The following is a 20,725-nucleotide window of genomic DNA, read 5'->3' on the forward strand; positions in this document are numbered from 1 at the left end:
GCCTGCTTTACAGCGTGCGCGCAATTTCCTTGATTTCAAAGACTTCCAGCTGGTCGCCCACCTGGATGTCGTTGTTGCCGCGCAGCGTCAGGCCGCAATCGAAGCCCGACTTGACTTCCTTGACGTCGTCCTTGAAGCGGCGCAGCGATTCGAGGTGCCCCGTCCAGTGAACCACGTTGTTGCGCAGCAGGCGGACCTGGGAATCGCGGCGCACGATGCCATCGAGCACCATACAACCGGCGATGTTGCCGAGGCGGGAGATGCTGTACACCTCGCGGATCTCGACCAGGCCGATGATTTCTTCCTTCTTCTCGGGCGCCAGCATGCCCGACATGGCGGCCTTAACTTCATCCACGGCGTCGTAAATGATGTTGTAGTAGCGCACGTCGATGCCGTTGTTCTCGGCAAGCTTCTTGGCGCTGGCGTCGGCGCGCACGTTGAAGCCGATGACGACGGCGTGCGAGGCGATGGCCAGGTTGATGTCGGTTTCCGAGATGCCGCCCACGGCGGCGTGCACGACCTGAACGCGCACTTCGTCGGTGGACAGCTTGACCAGCGATTGCACCAGCGCTTCCTGCGAACCCTGCACGTCGGTCTTGACGATAAGGGTAAGGGTCTGGGTGCCTTCGCCGAGGTTGTCGAACATCGATTCCAGCTTGGCGGCCTGTTGGCGGGCCAGCTTGACGTCGCGGAACTTGCCCTGACGGAACAGCGCGATTTCGCGCGCCTTGCGCTCGTCGGACAGCGCCATCAGCTCGTCGCCGGCGGCCGGCACTTCGGTCAGGCCCTGGATCTCGACGGGGATCGACGGTCCGGCCGTCTGGATCGGCTTGCCGTTTTCGTCGAGCATGGCGCGCACGCGGCCAAAGCTTGCACCGGCCAGCACCACGTCGCCGCGCTTGAGCGTGCCGCTCTGCACCAGGATCGTCGCGACCGGGCCGCGGCCCTTGTCCAGACGGGCTTCGATGACCAGGCCCTTGGCGGGCGCGTCTTCCGGCGCCTTCAGTTCCAGCACTTCGGCTTGCAGCAGCACGTTTTCGAGCAGATCGTCGATGCCTTGGCCAGTCTTGGCGGACACGCCCACGAACGGCACGTCGCCGCCGTATTCTTCCGGCACGACCTCTTCGGCAACCAGTTCCTGCTTGACGCGGTCCGGGTTGGCGGCGGGCTTGTCGATCTTGGTGACGGCCACGACGATGGGCACACCAGCAGCCTTGGCATGGTGGATGGCTTCACGCGTCTGGGGCATCACGCCGTCGTCGGCGGCAACCACCAGAATCACGATGTCGGTCGCCTTGGCGCCGCGGGCACGCATGGCGGTGAACGCCTCGTGGCCCGGGGTGTCCAGGAAGGTCACCATGCCGCGCTCGGTGCGCACGTGATAGGCGCCGATATGCTGCGTAATGCCGCCGGCTTCGCCCGCGGCAACCTTGGCGCGGCGGATGTAGTCCAGCAGCGAGGTCTTGCCGTGGTCGACGTGGCCCATGACGGTCACGACCGGCGCGCGCGGCAGCTGTTCGGCTTCGGATTGCGTGGCGGATTCGTCCAGGAAGGCTTCCGGATCGTCCAGCTTGGCGGCGATCGCGACGTGGCCAAGTTCTTCGACCACGATCATGGCCGTTTCCTGGTCCAGCACCTGGTTGATGGTGACCATCTGGCCGAGCTTCATCAATTGCTTGATGACTTCGGCGGCCTTGACGGACATCTTGTGGGCCAGGTCGGCGACGCTGATGGTTTCCGGCACGTGGACTTCACGTGCGATGAATTCCTGCGGCGCCGGCTCGTTGCGGCGGTCGTTCTGCTGGTTGCGGCCACCACGGCCGCCCGACTTGCCACCGCCCTTGCCGCCTGCACGCCAGCCATCGCGGCTGGCCGGGGCTGCCGGCTTGTCGGCGGGCTTCTTGCGCGACGAATCGTCCGACCAGGTCGACGACACTTCGGCGGTCTTGATGGTCTTCTTGGCGCCAGGCGCGGCCGGCTTGGCGTCCTTCTTGGCCGCGGGCGCGGCGCCGGGCTTGCCGGCGGGCTTGTGCAGCGTGCCGGAGATCGGCGCGGCAGCGGGCGCTTCCGGTTCCGGCGCGCGCAGCACCTTGCGGGGACGGTTCAGCATTTCGCGCAGCGCGGCGGCCTCGGCCTCGGCGGCGCGGCGGGCTTCGTCACGGCCAGCGGTCGTGGCGGAAGCGGCCAACGGCGGCGCAGCGCGACGATTGTCGGCGCGCGAGGCCACCTTGGGCGCAGCGGCGGGCGCGGCGGCCTCGGGCTTGGCGGCGGGCTTCACGGATTCGGATTTCGCGGCAGGCTGCGCCTGGGCAACAGGCGCGGCGGCCTGGAAGGAAGATGTTTCGGACTTATTGGCTAGCACAGCAGGTTCCGGCTTGGCTTCTTCAGCCTTGGGCTCGGTGGTTTCAGTCTTGATTTCGGGCTTGGCCTCTTCGGCCACGGGCTCGGCAGGAGCAGGCGCCGGCGTCGGTTCGGGTTCAGGCTGGGCCTGAACTTCGGGCGCTTTGGCCTCGACGGGGGCGGGCGCTTCGGCCGCGACGGATTCGGTTGCCGCGGGCGCTTCAGCCGGGGCGGCGGCTTCGACAGCGGCGGGCTCCTGCTGCGGCGCTTCGGCCTGGGCGGGAGCTTCGGCCTCTACAGGCGCCGTTTCGCGAGGTTCGGCGGCGGCGGGCGCCTCGGGCACTGCGGGCGCAGCCGGAGCGGAAACCTGCGGAGCGGCTTGCTCGGCAGCTTCCTCTTCGGGACGGGCCGAGGCAGCCTGCTCCAGGGCGAGTTCGGACGGGTCGCGCTTGACGAAGACGCGCTTCTTGCGCACTTCGACCTGGATCGTGCGCGAACGGCCCGTGGCGTCGGCTTGCCGGATCTCGGAAGTCTGGCGGCGCGTCAGCGTGATCTTCTTGCCTTCGGTTGCGCCGTGTGCGCGACGCAGCGATTCGAGCAATTTCGCCTTGTCGCTGTCGGTGACGGAATCGTCAACCGATTTGAGGTCAACGCCAGCCGAACGCAGCTGATCCAGCAGCACGTTGGCAGGCATTTTCAGCTCGGTAGCGAACTGGGCGACGGTATTACTCGACATTAGGCTCTCTCTTCCCTATAGGCAGCTATTACAAACAACGTGAACTTGCGGTGGACGAAGCGGCAGCATCCTCCACCGCAGACCCGTGTCCTTATGGTTATTCTTCGTCAAACCAATGGGCACGGGCACGCATGATGAGATCGCTGGCTTCCTGTTCGGTCAGACCGGCAATTTCCGCCAGTTCGTCCGTTGCCAATTCGGCCAGATCATCACGCGTATGCACTTGACGCTCGGCCAGCTTGGCGGCCAGTTCCGGCGTCATGCCTTCGAGTTCTAGCAGATCCTGTGCGGTCTCAAGGCGCTCTTCCTGGGCAATTGCCTCGGTCAGCAGCGCATTGCGGGCACGGGCGCGCAACTCATTGATGGTGTCTTCGTCAAACGCCTCGATTTCCAGCAGTTCCTGCATGGGCACGTAGGCGATTTCCTCGATACCGGTAAATCCTTCGTCGATCAGGATGTCAGCGACTTCCTCGTCGACGTCCAGCTTGCTCATGAACGTGGTGCGCAGACCCGAACGCTCGACTTCCTGGCGGTTCAGGCTTTCTTCCGGCGTCATGATGTTGATCTGCCAGCCGGTCAGTTCGGACGCCAGGCGCACGTTCTGGCCCTTGGCGCCGATGGCCTTCGGCAGGTTTTCCTCGTCCACGACGACGTCCATCGCATGCTTGTCTTCATCGACGACGATGGATTCGACGTTGGCCGGCGCCAGCGCGCCGATGACGAACTGCGCGGGGTCTTCCGACCACAGCACGATGTCGACCTGCTCGCCGCCGAGTTCGTTGCGCACGGCGGTCACGCGCGAACCGCGCATGCCCACGCACGTCCCGATGGGATCGATACGCTTATCGTATGCCACGACGGCGATCTTCGCACGCACGCCGGCATCGCGGGCAGCAGCCTTGATCTCGAGCAGACCCTGCTCGATCTCGGGCACTTCGTTCTCGAACAGCTGGCGGATGAACTCGGGCGAGGTGCGCGACAGGATGACCTGCTGGCCACGCGCGGCGTGGTCCACACGCAACACGAAGGCGCGCACGCGATCGGCAACCCGAAGGTTTTCCTTGGGGATCATTTCGGAGCGCGGCAGGCGCGCTTCGATCTTGCCGGTTTCAACGATGGCGTCGCCCTTGTCCATGCGCTTGATCGTGCCGGAAACGATGGTTTCACCACGATCCAGGAAGTCGTTCAGCACCTGTTCGCGCTCGGCGTCGCGGATCTTTTGCAGGATCGCCTGCTTGGCGGCCTGGGCGCCGATGCGGCCGAATTCGATGGGCTCCAGGGGCTCTTCGATGTACTCGCCTTCCTTGATGCCGGGGACGATTTCCTCCGCGTCCGACAGCATTTCCTGCTTGTCGGGTTCTTGCAGGCCGGCCTCATCGGGCACGACCAGCCAACGGCGGAAGCCTTCGTGGTCTCCCGTTTCCCTATCGATGGAAACACGAATGTCCGCATCATCCTTGAAGCGCTTTTTCATGGCCGAGGCCAGCGCACTTTCGAGAGCGCCGAACACGACGTCACGCGTGACGTTCTTTTCACGCGCCAAGGCATCGACCAACAGAAGAATTTCGCGACTCATCGCTTTTTGCCCTTGAAATCCAGAACGGGATCCAGTTTTGCACGCTCGATGTCTTCGACCGTGAAATTCAACACCTGGACTTCGTTCTTTTTTGCCTCAAATTCGAGACCGAACACGGTCTTGTGCATGCCAGCAGCCGCGTCGGAAGCAGCGGCGTCGTCTTCCGGCACGGTCAACGTGCCCGAGAAGACCTTGCGGCCGTCCAATGCTTCGCGCAGCTTGATTTCGATGCGCTCGCCTGCGAACCGGCGGAACTCGGCCTCGGTGCGCAGCGGGCGATCCACGCCCGGCGACCCGACCTCGAGGCGCTTATAGTCGATGTTCTCGACCTCATAGACCCGCGACAATTGGCGGGACACCTGCTCGCAGTCTTCGATGCGCACACCGCCGACCCGATCGATCGTGACGCGCAAAAGACCCAGGGCGGCACGTTCCACGTCGACGAGTTCGACGTCCATGCCGGCCAGAGCCTCTTCGGTCAATGCGAATAAATCAGCCATATACTCAAAAAAAATGGGCTGCACGCCCAGCCCACCGATATTGCACAGAGCCCAGCCGCTTCCCTACTGCACGTAAGGAGCAATGCTGGGCAGTGCCCTATATTGCGACCTAATTTTTGGCTTGCGCCGTCCTGACTGCCCGTCCCGGTCTGGCCGGGGTCGGGATCAATGCCGTGGCGCCTGTGCGCCGTCCGCAGATAGCGGCTCGCTCCAACGAGACTGCTGCAAGCAGCGCCCCTGGGCACGCCAACACGCCAGCACAAAGCCGAGCGCCCGGTCGGCACACATGCAGCCGACGTGCTTTTTGCGGTAAAGCGCACTTGATAAACCAGTGCATCCAGCAAAAAGCCATGACGCGAAGCCATGAAAACCATTGATTTTACCAGATAAACGGGAAAATCGCCTGATTCGTCACGGGCTTACGTTTATATGGGACGGATGCGGGGCGGCAGCGCGTTCAGCGGGCCGCCCTGCAGGGATCAGCGCCCCTGACGTCCCCGGCCGCCGCCCACGACACCCAAGCGGGATTCGTGCGCCGACGCACTGCGCGGCTGCCAATCGTCGCCCCGCTGACCGCCTTCGCTGCGAGCGCCGCCCGCACGCGGCGTGCGCGGCTTGCCGCCCGCGCCGGGACCCTTGTTGTTGCCGCCGGCGCGTGCGCCTTCGGCCTTGTTGCCGCCGCGGCCGCCGGCAGCCGGCTTGCCGCCGCGCGCCGCATTGCCGCCACGCGCGCCTGCCGGTTTGTTGCCGCCCGGCTTGCCGCCGCCCGGCTTGCCACCGGACTTGCCGCCAGGCCTGCGGCCCGCGCCAGCCGGCGCTTCCGCCATGCCGCCAACCGCCGGGTTCACGCCTGCGACATTGCCGCCCGCCGGGCTGCTGGCCATCGGGTTACCCGGGCCGGCGTTCGCCGCAGCGCGAGGCCCGCGAGCATTGCCGCCCGAGCGTCCACCTGCCTTGCCGCCCGGCTTGCCGCCCGCCTTGCCACCGGGCTTGCCGGCGCCAGCGGGCCGCGAACCCGGTTTGCCCTTGCGATTGCCGAAGCCGCCCTCGCCCGAGAGCGGGTGGCCGTTGGCATAGCCGCCAGCAATCATCAATCCGGTGCCGAACGGATCGGACGGACACGCCGCGGCCTGACCCGCGCTGCCCACACCGCCGCCCTGCAGCTTGCCGCGGCGCCCGATGCGGGCGCCATTCATGCCATTGCGGTCCAGCGTGCCAAACCCCGGGGGCAGCGCGCTGTCATGCGATTGCGGCTGCTTGGAGCGGCGGCGGTTGCCGGACGAATCGTCGTCGTCACGCAACAGCCCCAGTTGCACCATCAGCGCGGTCACGAGAGACGCATCCAGTTCGTCCCAGCGGCCACGGCGCAGCGTGCGCGGCAGCACGACATCGCCAAAGCGCGTACGGATCAGGCGGCTGACCGTGACGCCAACCGCTTCAAACATGCGGCGCACTTCCCGGTTGCGGCCCTCTTGCAGCGTGACGCGATACCAGCGGTTGCTGCCGTCGCCGCCCAGATAATCCAGCGCGCCGAACGCGGCCAGACCGTCTTCGAGTTCGATGCCGTCCACCAGCGACTGGCGCTGCGCTTCGTCCATTTCGCCCAGGACACGGACGGCGTACTCGCGTTCCGTGCCATAACGGGGGTGCATGATCCGGTTGGCCATGTCGCCCGACGTCGTGAAGATGAGCAGGCCTTCGGTGTTCAAGTCCAGGCGGCCCACCGAGAGCCACTTGCCGGTGCGCAGCTTGGGCAAGCGCGCAAACACGCTGGCACGGCCGCCGGGGTCGTCGTGGCTGACGATCTCGCCGGCGGGCTTGTGATACAGGATCACGCGCGGCGGCTTCTTGGTGTTGGCGCGCATGATGGGCTTGCCGTTGACGCGCACCTGGTCGTTGGGACCCACGCGCTGGCCAATATGCGCCGGCTCGCCGTTGACGGACACGCGGCCCGCCACGATCAGTTCTTCCATTTCGCGGCGCGAGCCGATGCCAGCATCCGCCAGCACCTTGTGCAGCTTGGGCATGACCGCTTCGCTGTTCAGGTACTTGCCCAGGCGCTGCTCCATGCGGTCAGCCGTGTCCAGGTAGGACAGGGCCTGTTCGGCCTCCTGCTCGCCGCCACGGGAGTCCGCGGACTCGACCGGCGCGGCCGGCGCGGCGGCCTGGCCTTCGGCGGCGGGGGCCTGTTCGGCGGCGGCATCGCCACGACGGCGGCGGAATGGCGTCCTCAGCTTGCGTCCGCGGCCGCGGGCGCCGGCATCGCCTTCGGCGGCCGGTTCGCGCGCGGCGGAGGATTCCGGCGCGCCGGCAACGGCGTCATCCGAACGGGGGGTGTCGTCCTGTATTGCTGTATTCGTTGTCACTGGGACAGCTCCGAATTTCAAACTTGGGTAGGCCTGCCGGGAGCAGGCTCGTCATCATCTGGGGACGCCGAATCCCGTCCAGACCCGGACCGTTCGGGGTCCGCCTCTTCCGGCGCCGCGACGGCGGCATCGGCGTCGGGCTGAACAGCCCCGCCAAGACCATGAACGGGCTCACGCCTGGCGTCGCCAGGGGCCTCGGCATCGGTCTTGTCAGTCGGGTCAGTCGGTTCCGCGTGTTTTGCGTTCTCGACTCTTTCCTTTGCAGCACCGGCCTCGGAGGCATCGGCGGCCATATCGGAAGTGTCGTTGCCAGCCCTGTCGTCGGGAAGATCGGACGAGAGCGGCGTATCGGACAAGCCTTCGGCTTGCTCCCGGACGGTGGATTCGTCGGCGGGATCCGCGCCTTCTTCTGTGCGCGAAAGCTGGGATTCTACGCTATCGATGGCCGCCATGGGGGCCTCGTCTTCCGAAACAGACAATTCCGCAACAGGGAAGTTCTCGCGGTTTTGTTCGTCGAGGCCAGCCAGGGGCAGATTTTCGCCTTCGGGCGCCGCCTGGTCCGGCTCAACATCCGAGCCCGGCTCTACGCCATCGGCGCCAAGCGCGGCGCCTTCTTGGGCCGCCTCGCCTGCTGGCGCGGCGCCCTCGCCTTCGGCCGGTTCCGGCCCCTCGCCCAGCACCTGCTGCACTTCGCCCAGATCCAGCCCGGCCAGTGCGGCGGCCGCGTGCGCGGTTTCCAGCGGCGGCAGCTCGTCCAGCGCGCGCAGCCCCAGATCGTCCAGGAACTGACGCGTGGTGCCGAACAGCGCGGGGCGTCCCGGCGCGTCACGATGACCGATCACCTCGATCCAGCCACGGTCTTCGAGGGCCTTGACGATCTGCGACGACACCGTCACACCCCGGATGTCTTCGATATCCCCGCGCGTCACGGGTTGGCGCCAAGCCACGATGGCCAGCGTTTCCATCACGGCGCGGGAATATTTAGGCGGCTTTTCCGGGCTTAGACGCTCCAGATAGCGCTGCATGCTGGGGCGGCTCTGGAAACGCCAGCCGGAGGCAAGCTGCACAAGTTCCAACCCGCCGTCGGCCCAGTTGGCCTGCAAGGTCTCCAGCAGCCGGCGCACGGCACTGTTGTCGAATTGTTCATCATCCCCGAACAGCTTGCGCATATCGGAAATCTGCATCGGCTGCACCGCGCACAGCAGCGCGGTTTCCAGCACGAGTATTGCCTCGCTATCGTTCATCGACATCCAAATTCAAAAAGGAGCTAACTTGCGCTTGGTTTAAAATAAGGTTAATATTCTTTTCTCAGACGCGGGGTGGAGCAGTCTGGCAGCTCGTCGGGCTCATAACCCGAAGGTCGTAGGTTCAAATCCTGCCCCCGCAACCAATTCGATGAAGGCTCGGCATTCGCCGGGCCTTTTTCATTTGCGCGGCCAAATTGAATGCGCGAGAAACCGGCATTCGAATTGCGGACGAACCCGCGACAGCAGGCATCTTCGCGCGCAAACACCCGGGCCGCCGCATGAGCGGCGGCGCAACAGTCGATGTTGGCTTGCGAAATTGTCACTGGGTTCCTGTTTACCGCCGCGCGCCGGCGCCCATAAGGCGGAACGCCTGCCGCTGCTGCGCAGCAGCGGCAAACGTCTGAGCAAAATCCGGTCTGAGCAAAATCTGGAAAAGCTGGCGCCAGCTATGCCGACGCCGGTCGCCAAAATGGCTGCGGAACGCGCCGGAACCACCGGCACCAAGCGTTATCCGCGAAAGTATTGATTGCAACGACTAGAACCAACAGGCATCGGCCACAGCCGCGCGACGCAGTAGCGCCGCTGCCAGACAGACACGCCCACTGGCACACCCCCATGCGCAAACCGAGCCGTGCCGCGGATTGCGCCGACCTGCCACCAGGCCGGAATGATTCTTAGGTTTTTTAAGGTCAAATGCCGGCAAATTATACCGCCATATATTGCGCTCTCAAGCTGCGGCGCACCCGGAGTCTAGGTTGCCGGCCTGTCCCACGGCGCCGATCCCAGCCGCTCGGCAAGATAATCCAGCATCGAGCGCAAAATCAGCGGCATTTGCCGGCGCGAGGCATAAACGCCATAAATGCCAAGCTCCTGAGGTTTGCACTCGCGCAGGATGACCTGCAGCTTGCCAGACGCAATGTATTCGGCCGCGTAATAGGTGGGCAACATGGCAATGCCCGCCCCCTCCACCGCCGCGGACGACAATACTGACACTTCATTGGCGCTGATGTTGCCGCCGACCGGCACATCGACCGGCTCGCCGTCGCGTTCGAAACGCCAGAGGCTTTTACCGAAATAGGAATGCGTCAGGCAGTTGCGCAATGACAGATCTTCGATGCGCGCCGGCACACCTTCGCGCGCCAGATATTCCGGGGATGCGCAAACCACCGAGCGGCACACGGCCAGCTTGCGCGCAATCAGGTTGGGATCGAGGTCATTGGTGATCCGCACGGCAAGATCCACGCGCTCTTCCACCAGATTGACCGCCCGCTCCACCAGCATCAGGTCGACCGATGTGCCGGGGTGCCGCTTGACGTAGTCGGTGACCGCCGGCGCCAGGTGACGGGCGCCGAAGGACATGCTCGTCGTGATGCGCAGCAGGCCGCGCGGCGTGTCTTCGGGGGTGGCGACGGCGCTATGCAGGTCGCCAACCATATCCAGCATCTGGCGGCAGCGTGGCAGCGTTTCGGCGCCGGCCGGCGTCAGGCTCAGGCGCCGCGTGGTGCGATGCAGAAGCCGCACGCCGACCCATTGCTCCATCTCGGCCAGGTAGCGAGACACCATGGCCCGCGACATGTCCAGATGGACGGCGGCCGCCGACAGGCTGCCCCGGTCGGCAACCTCGACGAACACCTGCATGGCTTTCAGTCGATCCATCTTCGTCTCGGCACGGGCATCAGACCGTTCCGGTTATACCGTATTTCCGCGCCGCATCCGCAACGGAATATCGATCAATGAAACGGGGTCCTTCGAAAGGATCAGGCCGCGGGCTGCCCCAGCGCCTCGCGCACGGCCCCGGCCACTTCCGTCTCCGCCACGCCCCGCACGATGAGCACCAGCCGCGACGCGCGCGTTGCGTCCGGCCAGGCGCGCAAGGCCTGCAGCGGGTACAACTCGCCATGAACGCCATGCACCTCGCAGGGCATGGATTCGCCCTCGAAGCAGATCAGCCCCTTCATCCTGAGCAAGCCTTGCCCATAGTGCTCCTGGATCCGGGCCATGCCCGCCAGAAACGCTGCCCGCCCGACGGGCGCCTGCAACGTGATCGACACACTGCCCACGCCCGCATGCCGAGCGCCCGGGGGCGTGGAAAAGGCCGCAAGCCAATTGGCGGCAATCACGCCATCCTGCCGCGCAAAAAGATCCGGCGCCTCGCGCAGCATGAGCGCAAGCGGCTCGTCCGGGCGCTGCACGCACCGCCCTGCGCCGGGATTGATGGCAGCAACCGCCCGCTCGACCTGCTGCACTTGCGCCTGATCGGCCAGGTCGGACTTGCTGACCACAACCGTGTCGGCGAGCGCCAGCTGCCGGGCCGCCTCGGGCTGCGTCTGCAACTGCCCGGCGCCATGCGTCGCCGACACCACCACGATCGCGCCCCGGTACACGTAGCGTTCGGCCAGAAACCGGTCATGCTTGAGCGTGAAGAGAATGGGCGCCGGATCCGCGAGGCCGCTGGTTTCGATGACGACGTGCCGAAACGGCTTGATCTTGCGCCCGAGCGCCGACATGAACAGATCGCGCAAGGTGTCGACCACCGAGCCGCTGACGACGCAGCACAGGCAGCCGCCCTCGACCAACACGACATTGTCCGGGGCGAGCCGGACCAGATGATGATCGACCCCGATATCGCCGTATTCATTGACGATGACCACCGCGCCGGCATAGGCGGGCTCTTGCAGCAGGCGATTGAGCAGCGACGTCTTTCCGCTGCCCAGAAAGCCGGACACCACGGTCACGCCCACGCGCTTGTCGTCACTCATGCCGATTCGACCCTTTGATGGACGCGCAACGGCGCCACGCCGCAAAAACCAAAAGGGCCGCTCACTTGCGTGAGCGGCCCAACATTCTTTTGGCTCCCCGAGCTGGGCTCGAACCAGCGACCTGCGGATTAACAGTCCGTCGCTCTACCGACTGAGCTATCGGGGATCTGCCAAGACCGAAATTATGAACTAAAAATTCATCGAGTGCAAACGCCATCTTTTTCCAGATTTTTTTCACTCCTTGTTTCCCATCGCGAAAAAACTCTGATATGATTTCGGTCTTTCCAGATCGGGCCCCAAAAAAGGCAGCGAACGGGAAAGAAAAAGATGTTTTGCTTAGCGCTTTCCGGCTTGGTCCAGAAACAAAAGCAAATGGTCTTGCCGGCATAGCTCAGTTGGTAGAGCAGCGCATTCGTAATGCGAAGGTCGTAGGTTCGACTCCTATTGCCGGCACCAGATTTCCAAAAAGCAGCCCTCTCGGGCTGCTTTTTTCATTTCCGCCCCCTATCCTCGTCCCGCCCGCCCCGCCCCAGCCGGGAACTCGGGCTGATCGCTGCGCGTCCAACCCCCTTGGACCACCCCAGCGGAAAAAACCATGCGCATTCTTCTCGTGGAAGACGACACGATGATCGGCGAAAGCGTGCTGGACTGCCTGCGCGCGGAACACTACGCCGTTGATTGGGTCCGGGACGGCAGCGCGGCGGACTCGGCGCTGCGCACCGATCCTTACGACCTTGTCCTGCTCGACCTGGGCCTGCCCAAGCGCGACGGGCTGAGCTTGCTGCGCGACATGCGCACGCGCAAGGACCGCACGCCGGTGCTCATCGCCACCGCGCGCGATGCGGTCAGCGACCGTATCGCGGGGCTGGACGCCGGCGCCGACGACTACATCGTCAAGCCCTACGACGTGGACGAACTGCTGGCTCGCATGCGGGCACTGATCCGCCGCAGCGCGGGCCGGGCCGAACCCATCTTCGAACACGAAGGCATCACCATCGACCCGCAGTCCCATGCCGCCATGGTCGACGGCTCGCCGGTCACGCTGACCGCCCGCGAATGGGCGGTGCTGGAACCCCTGATCGCCCGGCCCGGCATGATCTTCTCGCGCGCCCAGCTCGAAGAAAAACTCTACAGCTGGAAGGAGAGCATCAGCAGCAATGCCGTTGAGGTTTATATTCATGGCCTGCGCAAGAAACTGGGTCCGAACCTGATCCAGAACGTCAGAGGCGTCGGCTATGTCATCCCCAAAACATGAGCATTCCGCTTAGCTACTCGCTGAGAGCCAGGCTGCTTTTCTTTCTTCTGGCCGCCATCGCGGTCGGCGCGCTGGTGCAAGGCGCAATCGCCTACCGCAGCACCTTGGCGCAAGCCGACGACATCTTCGATTCGCTGCTGCAGCGCACGGCGCTGTCGCTGGGCACCGGCGACGGCTTGCTCAGCACGGGGCCGACGCACGCGCGTGGGGCGGGTTCGCCGGTTGCCGACGATCTCATCATCCAGATCTGGACGCCGGACGGCCTGCGGGTCTTCAATTCGCGCTCCCGCCTGCGCCTGCCCAGCCAGATCGTGCTGGGGTTTTCGGATGCCAGGCTCGAGGGCGAGACCTACCGCGTGTATTCGCTGGCCACGCCCTTCCAGGTGATCCAGGTGGCGCAGGATATGCGCGTGCGCAAGAACATGGCCAGCGCGCTTGCACTGCGCACCGTCGCGCCGATCGCCGCGGCCGCGCCGCTGCTGATGCTGATCATCTGGTGCGTCGTGAGCTGGTCGCTGCGGCCGGTCAAGCGCGCCCGCGCGCAAGTGGCCGCGCGCCAGCCCGAAGACCTGTCGCCCGTGAGCGTGCGGGGGCTGCCCGATGAAATCCGCCCGCTGGTGCAGGAACTGAACCTGCTGCTCGAACGCATGCGCGGCGCCTTTGCCCAACAGAAGCAATTCGTGGGCGACGCGGCGCACGAATTGCGCTCGCCATTGGCGGCATTGCGCCTGCAGATGCAGGCGCTGCAGCGCGCAACCGACCCCGAGGCCCGCCAGGTTGCCGAGCAGCGCCTGGCCGCGGGCATCGATCGCGCCACGCGGCTGGTCGAGCAGTTGCTGTCGATGGCGCGCCAGGAAGGCGCGCAGGCGCAGACGCCGCTTGCGCCCGTGGATCTGGCCGACGTGCTGCGCCAGGCCATATCCGAGACGCTGCCGCAGGCGAACGCCAAATCCATCGACATTGCGCTGGACGGCGAGGCAGAGGCACAGGTGCGCGGCAATCGCGATGCGCTGGTGCTGCTTGCGCGCAATCTGCTGGACAACGCGATCAAGCACTCGCCTGCCGGCGGGCGCGTCGGCATCCGCCTTGACCGCACGCCGGACCGGGTCTCGCTGCTGATCGACGACGCGGGCCCGGGCATCCCCGTCCACGAACGCGAGCGCGTGTTCGACCGCTTCTATCGCGCCGAAGGCAACACGACGCATGGCAGCGGGCTGGGGCTGGCCATCGCGCGCACCATCGCCGACCGCCATGGCGCCACCATCACTTTGGAAGATCCGCCTGCCGGCCAGGGCCTGCGCGCGCGCGTGGATTTTCCTGCTTAAGTTTCCCCTAAGTGTCGGGCCTGAAGATAGCGCCATGTCCCCAACATGATCGCAGGAGCCGACATGAAGACCACGCAAATCAAACCCTCGCGCCTCATCATGGCGCTGCTGGCCGCCGGCGCCATTGGCGGCGCAGGTGCCACCGCCTTGACCGGCAGCGTTTCGATGGCTGCCGACGCCCCCACCGCGGCTTCGCAGCCGATCAGCGCGTCCGTGCCGCCCAATTTCGCGCAGATCACGCGCGAATCCGGTCCGGCCGTCGTCAACATCAGCGTGAGCGGCACACGCAAGGTGTCCGCCGCCGAGAGCGACGACCCGTTCGCCCAGTTCTTTGGCCAGATTCCCGGCTCTCGCGGCCGCGCGCCAGCCCGTGAAGTGCCGATGCGCGGCGAAGGCTCGGGCTTTATCGTCAGCTCGGACGGCATCATCCTGACCAACGCGCACGTGGTCCAGGACGCCAAGGAAGTGACCGTGAAGATGACCGACCGCCGCGAGTACAAGGCCAAGGTCCTGGGCGCCGATCCGCAGACCGACGTCGCCGTCATCAAGATCGAGGCGAAGAACCTGCCGGTGGTCAAGGTGGGCGACGTCAACAAGCTGCAGGTGGGCGAATGGGTGCTGGCCATCGGCTCCCCCTATGGCCTGGAGAACACCGCCACCGCCGGCATCGTCAGCGCCAAGGGCCGCTCGCTGCCGGACGACACGTCGGTGCCGTTCATCCAGACCGACGTGGCCGTGAACCCCGGCAACTCGGGCGGACCGCTGTTCAACGACCGCGGCGAAGTCGTGGGCATCAATTCGCAGATCTACAGCCGCACCGGCGGCTTCCAGGGTCTGTCGTTCTCGATCCCCATCGACCTGGCTTACAAGATCAAGGACCAGATCCTCGAGCACGGCAAGGTGCAGCATGCGCGTCTGGGCGTGACGGTCCAGGAAGTGAACCAGGACCTGGCCGATTCGTTCAAGCTGGATTCGCCGTCGGGCGCGCTGGTATCGAGCGTCGAAAAGGGCAGCGCGGCGGATAAGGCCGGCCTGCAACCGGGCGACGTGGTGCGCAAGATCGACGGCAAGACCATCGTGTCTTCGGGCGATCTGGCTTCCACGATCACCATGGCCGCCCCCGGCGAGAAGATCAAGCTGGACGTGTGGCGCAATGGCGGGCAGAAGGAAATGGTCGCGACGCTGGGTGGCGTGCCCAAGGACAAGACGCAGGCGTCGGCCGACGGCCAGGAAGTACAGCGCGGCCAGCTTGGGCTGGCGCTGCGCCCCCTGAGCCCGCAGGAGCAACAGGAGGCCGGTGCGGAAGGCTTGCTGATCGAACGTTCGGCCGGCCCCGCCGCCAAGGCTGGCATTCAGCCCGGCGACGTGCTGCTGTCGCTCAATGGTGTGCCGGTGCACAACGTCGGCCAGGTGAAGGCCGAGTTGTCCAAGGCGGGCAAGACCGTGGCCTTGCTGGTGCAGCGGGGCGAAGACAAGATCTTCGTGCCGGTGCAGATCGGCTGACCGGCCGCTGTGTCACTCCGCGTCGGGCTGGTTGCCCGGCGCGGCCTTTTCGAAAGCCGGTAAGGCCCGGCACGCCGCATCGATGCGCAGCACATTGGGCATGGCCGACAGGTCACACTCGAAGCGCTGCGCATTCGCCACTTGCGGCACCAGGCACAGGTCCGCGATGGTGGGCGTGTCGCCATGGCAAAACTGGCCCGTGGCGCTTGAGCCGGCCAACTGGGCTTCCAGGGCTTCGAGCCCCTGATGCACCCAGTGCTTGTACCAGGCGGTCTTGGCCGCTTCGTCCACGCCCAGCGTGTGCTTCAGGTACTTCAGCACGCGCAGGTTGTTCAGCGGATGCGTGTCGCAGGCAATGCCCAGCGCCAGATCGCGCACCCGGGCGCGGCCGATGGCGTCGGCCGGCAGCAGCGGCGTCTGGGGATGGGTCTCTTCCAGGTATTCGATGATGGCCAGCGATTGGCCGATAACCGCATCGCCGTCGACCAGCGCCGGAACCAGAGCGGTCGGATTCACCTTGCGGTAATCGGCCGACAGCTGCTGGCCGCCGTCCTTCAGCAGATGGACCGGCACGTATTCGTAGGGCAAGCCCTTCAGGTTCAAGGCGATGCGCACGCGGTAAGCGGCCGAGCTGCGGAAGTAGCTGTAGAGCTGCATGAAGTCTCCTCGGTGTTCTTGTGGCGCCGCCCGCACGGGCGGCGCTTGTTCATTCCAGCGATTCGGTCTGGGCCGCCTTGCGCGACAAGCCCTTGGGCAACGGGAACGCGACGTTTTCTTCGAGCCCCGGCATCTTGCGCACCGAGACGGCGCCCAGTTCCTTGACCCGCGCAATCACCTGCTGCACCAGCACTTCCGGCGCCGAGGCGCCCGCGGTCACGCCAATGCGCTTGCGGCCAGCCAGCCAGGCCGGATCGATGGAATCCGCGCCGTCGATCAGATAGGACGCAACGCCCTTGCGCTCGGCCACTTCGCGCAGCCGGTTGGAGTTCGAACTGTTCGGGCTGCCCACGACCAGCACCAGGTCGCATTCGGGCGCCATGACCTTGACCGCGTCCTGCCGGTTCTGCGTCGCATAGCAGATGTCGCTCTTCTTGGGCTCGGCAATGTTGGGAAAACGCGCCTTGAGCGCCTGCGACACGGCGGCCGCGTCGTCGACCGACAGCGTGGTCTGCGTGACGAAGGCCAGGTTTTCCGGGTTTGCGACATCAAGGCCGGCCACGTCCTCGACGGTTTCGACGAGATACATGCCGCCCTGCGCCTGCCCCAGGGTGCCCTCGACCTCGGGATGGCCCTTGTGGCCGATCATGATGATCTCGCGGCCGGCCGCGCGCATGCGTGCGACTTCGATGTGGACCTTGGTGACCAGCGGGCAGGTGGCGTCAAACACTTGCAGGCCGCGCGATTCGGCTTCGGCGCGCACGGCCTTGGAGACGCCATGCGCCGAAAACACCACGATGGCGCCCGCCGGGGCGTCCTCGAGCTCGTCGATGAAGATGGCGCCCTTGGCGCGCAGGTCTTCGACGACATAGCGGTTGTGAACGATCTCGTGGCGCACATAGATGGGCGCGCCGTGCAGTTCGATAGCCCGCTCGACGATATCGATGGCGCGATCCACGCCTGCACAGAAGCCGCGCGGCTGCGCCAGCAGGACTTCGGCGTCGGAGGCGGTGACAGCCTGGCTCATCAAAGCACTCCCAGCAGCGCGACGTCCACTTTCAGGCTGATGCCCGCCAGCGGGTGGTTGAAATCGAACAGGGCCGAGTCGTCGTTGATTTCCTTCAGGACGCCCGAGTAGCGGCCCCCGTTGGGCGCGGTGAATTCGACCAGGTCGCCGGGTTCGAAGGTGGCATCCGGACCCGCGTGTTCGGCCAGCATGGCGCGCGTGACGCGCTGGATGAGTTCGGGATTGCGGTCGCCGTAGGCATCGGCGGGCTCGATGGTGACGCTGAACTTGTCGCCTTCGGCGCGGCCGACCAATGCGGCCTCAAGGCCGGGCGCCCACTGGCCGCTGCCCATCTGCAGCGTGCCGGGCCGGCCATCGAAGGTGTCCGTGAAGATGGAGCCAGCGCCCGGGCCGGACGCCAGCGTGATGCGGTAATGCAGCGTCAGGTAGGAATCCGGACGGACCAAAACGTTCACTTCATTAGAGGCGATGCTCACGATCTGCCACCGTATGGGTATTTGAGTAAACCCTGATTTTAGAGCCTCTTATGAAATTGTCCGTCCGGCTGCCAAAACAAGACCGTCCCCGAGAGCGCATGCTGCGCCACGGGGCCGCATCCATCCAGGACGCCGAACTGCTTGCCGTCGCCCTGCGCACGGGCATTCCGGGGCTGAATGTGGTGGATCTGTGCCGCCAGTTGCTGGACCGGTTCGGCGGCCTGCGCGGCCTTTTAAGCGCCTCGCCCGAGGAACTGATGGCCGTCGCCGGCCTGGGCTCGTCCAAGGCCTGCACCCTGGCGGCCTTGCTGGAACTGGCGCGCCGGGCGCTGGAAGAAGATCTGGTCAGGGACATCGCCATGAACCACCCGACCCGCGTGAAGCAATACTGCAAGGCGGCGCTCGGGCATCGCCAGGTAGAGCACTGCATCGCGCTCTACCTGGACGCCCAACTCCGTTTGATCGCCACCGGCGAACTGGCACGGGGCACGCTGTCGCAGGCGGCGGTCTACCCCCGGGAGGTCGTGCGCGAAGCCTTGCGCCACCACGCGGCGGCCCTCATCGTGGCGCACAATCATCCATCGGGCGTGGCCTCGCCAAGCGCCGCTGACCAGAGCTTCACCCGGCACCTGAAGCAAGCCCTGGCGCTGGTGGACGTCCGGCTGGTCGACCACCTGATCGTCGCGGGCGGCTCGGCGCTGTCGATGGCCGAGCTGGGCTGCCTCTGACCGCAACGCGGGCCGGAATTCCGTTAGACTACCGCCCGATATTGTTTTAGGCTTAACCTAATTTCGGCCCTCGCGACCCTTCTTGCCTGCCATGAAACGCCTGTGGGACATTTCCCCGCCCGTCTCGACGGCATCGCCCGTGTTTCCGGGCGACACGCCGTACCGCCAGCAATGGAAGTGGTCGCTCACGCCTGGCTGTCCGGTCAATGTCAGCGAAATCACGCTGTCGCCGCACATCGGTGCGCATGCCGACGCCCCGCTGCACTACGAAAACGGGGCCGCAGCCATCGGCGCGGTCTCGCTTGAACCCTTTCTGGGCCCCTGCCGCGTCATCCACGCGATCGACTGCGGCGCGCTCATCACCATCGATCACCTTGCCCATGCGGCGCACAACCTGCCGCCCCGCGTGCTGGTGCGCACCGCCAAGCATGCCGCGCAGGACTGGTGGACGGACGACTTCTCCGCCTACGCGCCCCAGACGATCGAATGGCTGGCCGAACGCGGCGTCATGCTGATCGGTCTGGACACCGCCAGCATCGACCCCGCTTCCAGCAAGACCCTGGACAGCCACCACACGATCTTGCGGCATGACATGCGGGTACTGGAGAACCTGGTGCTCGACGACGTGCCGGAAGGCGATTACGAGTTGATCGCCTTGCCGTTGGCGCTGGTCCAGGCCGATGCCAGCCCGGTCCGCGCGGTCCTGCGCGAACTGTAGGCTGATTTGCCTGCCTGGGAGCGGCTGCGCGACTGCATCCGCCCCACCCGGAGAATCGACCATGCAATTGCTATTCGCGCCCCACTGGCGCGCCCTGCTCGCATCCGCCCGCCGCGCCGCCCCGCCCTGCCCCGGAGGCCGCGCATGAACCAGAACGAACGCCCCGAAGACATCGTCCACCAGGAAAAAGCGCAGCTCGATTTCGCGCGCGACATGACCTACGGCGATTACCTGCATCTGGACGAACTGCTCGGCGCCCAGCATCCGATGTCGCCCGAGCACAACGAAATGCTGTTCATCATCCAGCACCAGACCAGCGAACTCTGGATGAAGCTGATGCTGCACGAGCTGCGCGCGGCGATCGCCAGCGTGGCGGCAGACCGTCTGCAGCCCGCCTTCAAGATGCTCGCGCGTGTCAGCAAGATCATGGAGCAGCTCGTTCACGCCTGGGACGTGCTGGCCACCATGACGCCGCCCGAATACTCGGCGTTGCGTCCCTATCTGGCGCGGTCGAGCGGATTCCAGAGCTACCAGTACCGCCAGGTCGAATTCCTGCTGGGCAACAAGAACGCGGCAATGCTCAAGCCGCATTCGCACCGCGCCGACCTGCTGGCCCAGGTGCAGAGCGCCTACGAGGCGCCGTCCCTGTATGACGAGGCGCTGCGGCTGCTGGCGCGAAATGGCCTGGACATTCCCGCGGACTACCTGGAGCGCGATTGGACGCAGCCCTATCAGGCGTCTGCGGCGGTTGAAGCCGCGTGGCTGACGGTCTACCGCGACACGGACCGCTACTGGGCGCTGTACCAGCTGGGCGAAAAGCTGACCGACCTGGAAGATGCCTTCCGGCTGTGGCGCTTTCGCCACGTGACGACGGTCGAACGGGTCATCGGCTTCAAGCGCGGCACGGGCGGCACGTCCGGGGTGGATTACCTGCGGCGCATGCTGGAAGTCGTGCTGTTTCCGGAAATCTGGAAGCTGCGCACGGATCTCTGACGTTCTCTCGCGTCAAGGCGCCCGGGCCGCAGGCTGGCCCAGGCGTCCACTTACGGCTGGCCGAGGGCAATATCGCGTGCTAGAATGCGGGGTTACTTTTTGGATACGTGGCTAGCGCCTGTCGCGCCATTGGGTGTAGGCAAACCCAACCCAGGCAGCTGTAGCTGGCGACCCTAACTCTTGAAAAAGACTCGACCGAGTCTAGGAAAGCACCATGAAAGAAGGCATTCACCCCGAATACCGCGAAGTCGTCTTCGCCGACCTGCAAACGGGCAACAAGTTCATCACCCGTTCCACCGTCCAGACGCGCGAAACCGTCGAACTCGACGGCAAGACGTACCCGCTCTTCAAGTGCGACGTGACCTCCGAATCGCACCCGTTCTACACTGGCGCCCAGACCCGCATCGTCGAAACCGGCCGCGTGGAAAAGTTCCGCGCCCGCTTTGCCCGCACTGCTGGCACGGTCAAGTCCGCTTCCTGATCCTGTTGCTCCTACGGGAGTCACAGCAAAAAGGCAGC

Annotated in this window: 18 protein-coding genes and 3 tRNA genes; 10 read left to right on the plus strand and 11 right to left on the minus strand. The window is 65.4% G+C overall.

The features are described 5' to 3' along the window. Positions 1-7: 7 nt before the first annotated feature. The 5 genes from infB to scpB all read right to left on the minus strand — a co-directional run bounded on the left by infB (position 8) and on the right by scpB (position 8,768). Entirely contained in the window at positions 8-3,076 is a 3,069-nt protein-coding gene (gene infB, locus KVT32_RS02980; protein WP_217617696.1) for a translation initiation factor IF-2, read from the minus strand. 97 nt (positions 3,077-3,173) lie between these two features. After that, positions 3,174-4,652 (minus strand): transcription termination factor NusA, encoded by a 1,479-nt coding sequence (nusA, locus tag KVT32_RS02985; RefSeq protein WP_056322387.1) that lies wholly within the window; start codon positions 4,650-4,652, stop codon positions 3,174-3,176. Continuing rightward, on the minus strand, positions 4,649-5,152 hold the full coding sequence (gene rimP, locus KVT32_RS02990; RefSeq protein ID WP_056322384.1) for a ribosome maturation factor RimP: 504 nt from the start codon (positions 5,150-5,152) through the stop codon (positions 4,649-4,651). Before rimP ends, nusA begins: the two co-directional genes overlap by 4 nt. A 479-nt stretch (positions 5,153-5,631) precedes the next feature. Next, the gene (gene rluB / locus KVT32_RS02995; protein ID WP_371825563.1) at positions 5,632-7,518 is read right to left on the minus strand and encodes a 23S rRNA pseudouridine(2605) synthase RluB; all 1,887 of its coding nucleotides are present in this window, start codon (positions 7,516-7,518) and stop codon (positions 5,632-5,634) included. A 17-nt stretch (positions 7,519-7,535) separates the two neighbouring features. Then, entirely contained in the window at positions 7,536-8,768 is a 1,233-nt protein-coding gene (gene scpB / locus KVT32_RS03000) for an SMC-Scp complex subunit ScpB (protein ID WP_217617698.1), read from the minus strand. Positions 8,769-8,831: 63 nt separating this feature from the next. On the opposite strand from scpB, the gene KVT32_RS03005 reads away from it, so the two are divergent. Both KVT32_RS03005 and KVT32_RS03010 read left to right on the plus strand, forming a co-directional pair. Continuing rightward, positions 8,832-8,908, plus strand: a tRNA-Met gene (locus tag KVT32_RS03005). Between the two features lie 173 nt (positions 8,909-9,081). Then, complete coding sequence (locus tag KVT32_RS03010) at positions 9,082-9,291, plus strand: hypothetical protein (RefSeq protein ID WP_217617699.1); 210 nt, start codon at positions 9,082-9,084, stop codon at positions 9,289-9,291. 224 nt (positions 9,292-9,515) lie between these two features. On the opposite strand, the gene KVT32_RS03015 is transcribed toward KVT32_RS03010, so the two are convergent. The 3 genes from KVT32_RS03015 to KVT32_RS03025 form a co-directional block, all read right to left on the minus strand. Further along, positions 9,516-10,421, minus strand: a complete 906-nt coding sequence (locus KVT32_RS03015) for a LysR family transcriptional regulator (protein WP_152383799.1) — start codon at positions 10,419-10,421, stop codon at positions 9,516-9,518. A 101-nt stretch (positions 10,422-10,522) separates the two neighbouring features. After that, positions 10,523-11,524, minus strand: coding sequence for a GTP-binding protein (locus tag KVT32_RS03020; RefSeq protein WP_175156246.1), 1,002 nt, complete (start codon positions 11,522-11,524; stop codon positions 10,523-10,525). A 90-nt stretch (positions 11,525-11,614) separates the two neighbouring features. Next, positions 11,615-11,690, minus strand: a tRNA-Asn gene (locus KVT32_RS03025). A 214-nt stretch (positions 11,691-11,904) separates the two neighbouring features. Here KVT32_RS03025 and KVT32_RS03030 point away from each other — a divergent pair. The 4 genes from KVT32_RS03030 to KVT32_RS03045 all read left to right on the plus strand — a co-directional run bounded on the left by KVT32_RS03030 (position 11,905) and on the right by KVT32_RS03045 (position 15,607). After that, a tRNA-Thr gene (locus tag KVT32_RS03030) sits at positions 11,905-11,980 on the plus strand. A 139-nt stretch (positions 11,981-12,119) separates the two neighbouring features. Beyond that, the gene (locus tag KVT32_RS03035) at positions 12,120-12,779 is read left to right on the plus strand and encodes a response regulator (protein WP_062838637.1); all 660 of its coding nucleotides are present in this window, start codon (positions 12,120-12,122) and stop codon (positions 12,777-12,779) included. Beyond that, on the plus strand, positions 12,776-14,104 hold the full coding sequence (locus KVT32_RS03040; RefSeq protein ID WP_217617700.1) for an ATP-binding protein: 1,329 nt from the start codon (positions 12,776-12,778) through the stop codon (positions 14,102-14,104). The genes KVT32_RS03035 and KVT32_RS03040 overlap by 4 nt, the downstream gene beginning before the upstream one ends. Positions 14,105-14,167: 63 nt before the next feature. Next, positions 14,168-15,607, plus strand: a complete 1,440-nt coding sequence (locus tag KVT32_RS03045; RefSeq protein WP_056322366.1) for a DegQ family serine endoprotease — start codon at positions 14,168-14,170, stop codon at positions 15,605-15,607. 12 nt (positions 15,608-15,619) lie between these two features. Here the strand turns inward: KVT32_RS03045 and maiA are convergent, their stop codons facing one another. From maiA to KVT32_RS03060, 3 genes are read right to left on the minus strand one after another with little or no spacing between them, the layout of a single operon-like run. Beyond that, entirely contained in the window at positions 15,620-16,264 is a 645-nt protein-coding gene (gene maiA, locus KVT32_RS03050; protein ID WP_056322364.1) for a maleylacetoacetate isomerase, read from the minus strand. 49 nt (positions 16,265-16,313) lie between these two features. Beyond that, complete coding sequence (gene ispH, locus KVT32_RS03055) at positions 16,314-17,291, minus strand: 4-hydroxy-3-methylbut-2-enyl diphosphate reductase (RefSeq protein ID WP_056322361.1); 978 nt, start codon at positions 17,289-17,291, stop codon at positions 16,314-16,316. Beyond that, on the minus strand, positions 17,291-17,767 hold the full coding sequence (locus KVT32_RS03060) for a peptidylprolyl isomerase (RefSeq protein ID WP_081100848.1): 477 nt from the start codon (positions 17,765-17,767) through the stop codon (positions 17,291-17,293). Before KVT32_RS03060 ends, ispH begins: the two co-directional genes overlap by 1 nt. A gap of 50 nt (positions 17,768-17,817) precedes the next feature. On the opposite strand from KVT32_RS03060, the gene radC reads away from it, so the two are divergent. From radC to KVT32_RS03080, 4 genes are all read left to right on the plus strand, one after another. Further along, on the plus strand, positions 17,818-18,495 hold the full coding sequence (gene radC, locus KVT32_RS03065; protein WP_217617701.1) for a DNA repair protein RadC: 678 nt from the start codon (positions 17,818-17,820) through the stop codon (positions 18,493-18,495). A 91-nt stretch (positions 18,496-18,586) separates the two neighbouring features. Next, positions 18,587-19,213 carry an arylformamidase gene (gene kynB, locus KVT32_RS03070; protein ID WP_062838632.1) on the plus strand — a complete coding sequence of 209 codons (627 nt, stop codon included), beginning with the start codon at positions 18,587-18,589 and terminating at the stop codon, positions 19,211-19,213. 144 nt (positions 19,214-19,357) lie between these two features. Next, positions 19,358-20,206 (plus strand): tryptophan 2,3-dioxygenase, encoded by an 849-nt coding sequence (gene kynA, locus KVT32_RS03075; protein ID WP_152383794.1) that lies wholly within the window; start codon positions 19,358-19,360, stop codon positions 20,204-20,206. Between the two features lie 214 nt (positions 20,207-20,420). Further along, the gene (locus tag KVT32_RS03080; protein ID WP_008164119.1) at positions 20,421-20,687 is read left to right on the plus strand and encodes a type B 50S ribosomal protein L31; all 267 of its coding nucleotides are present in this window, start codon (positions 20,421-20,423) and stop codon (positions 20,685-20,687) included. The last annotated feature ends 38 nt before the right edge of the window (positions 20,688-20,725 follow it).

This window comes from Achromobacter sp. GbtcB20, from assembly GCF_019091095.1.
Classification (GTDB): domain Bacteria; phylum Pseudomonadota; class Gammaproteobacteria; order Burkholderiales; family Burkholderiaceae_B; genus Achromobacter; species Achromobacter mucicolens.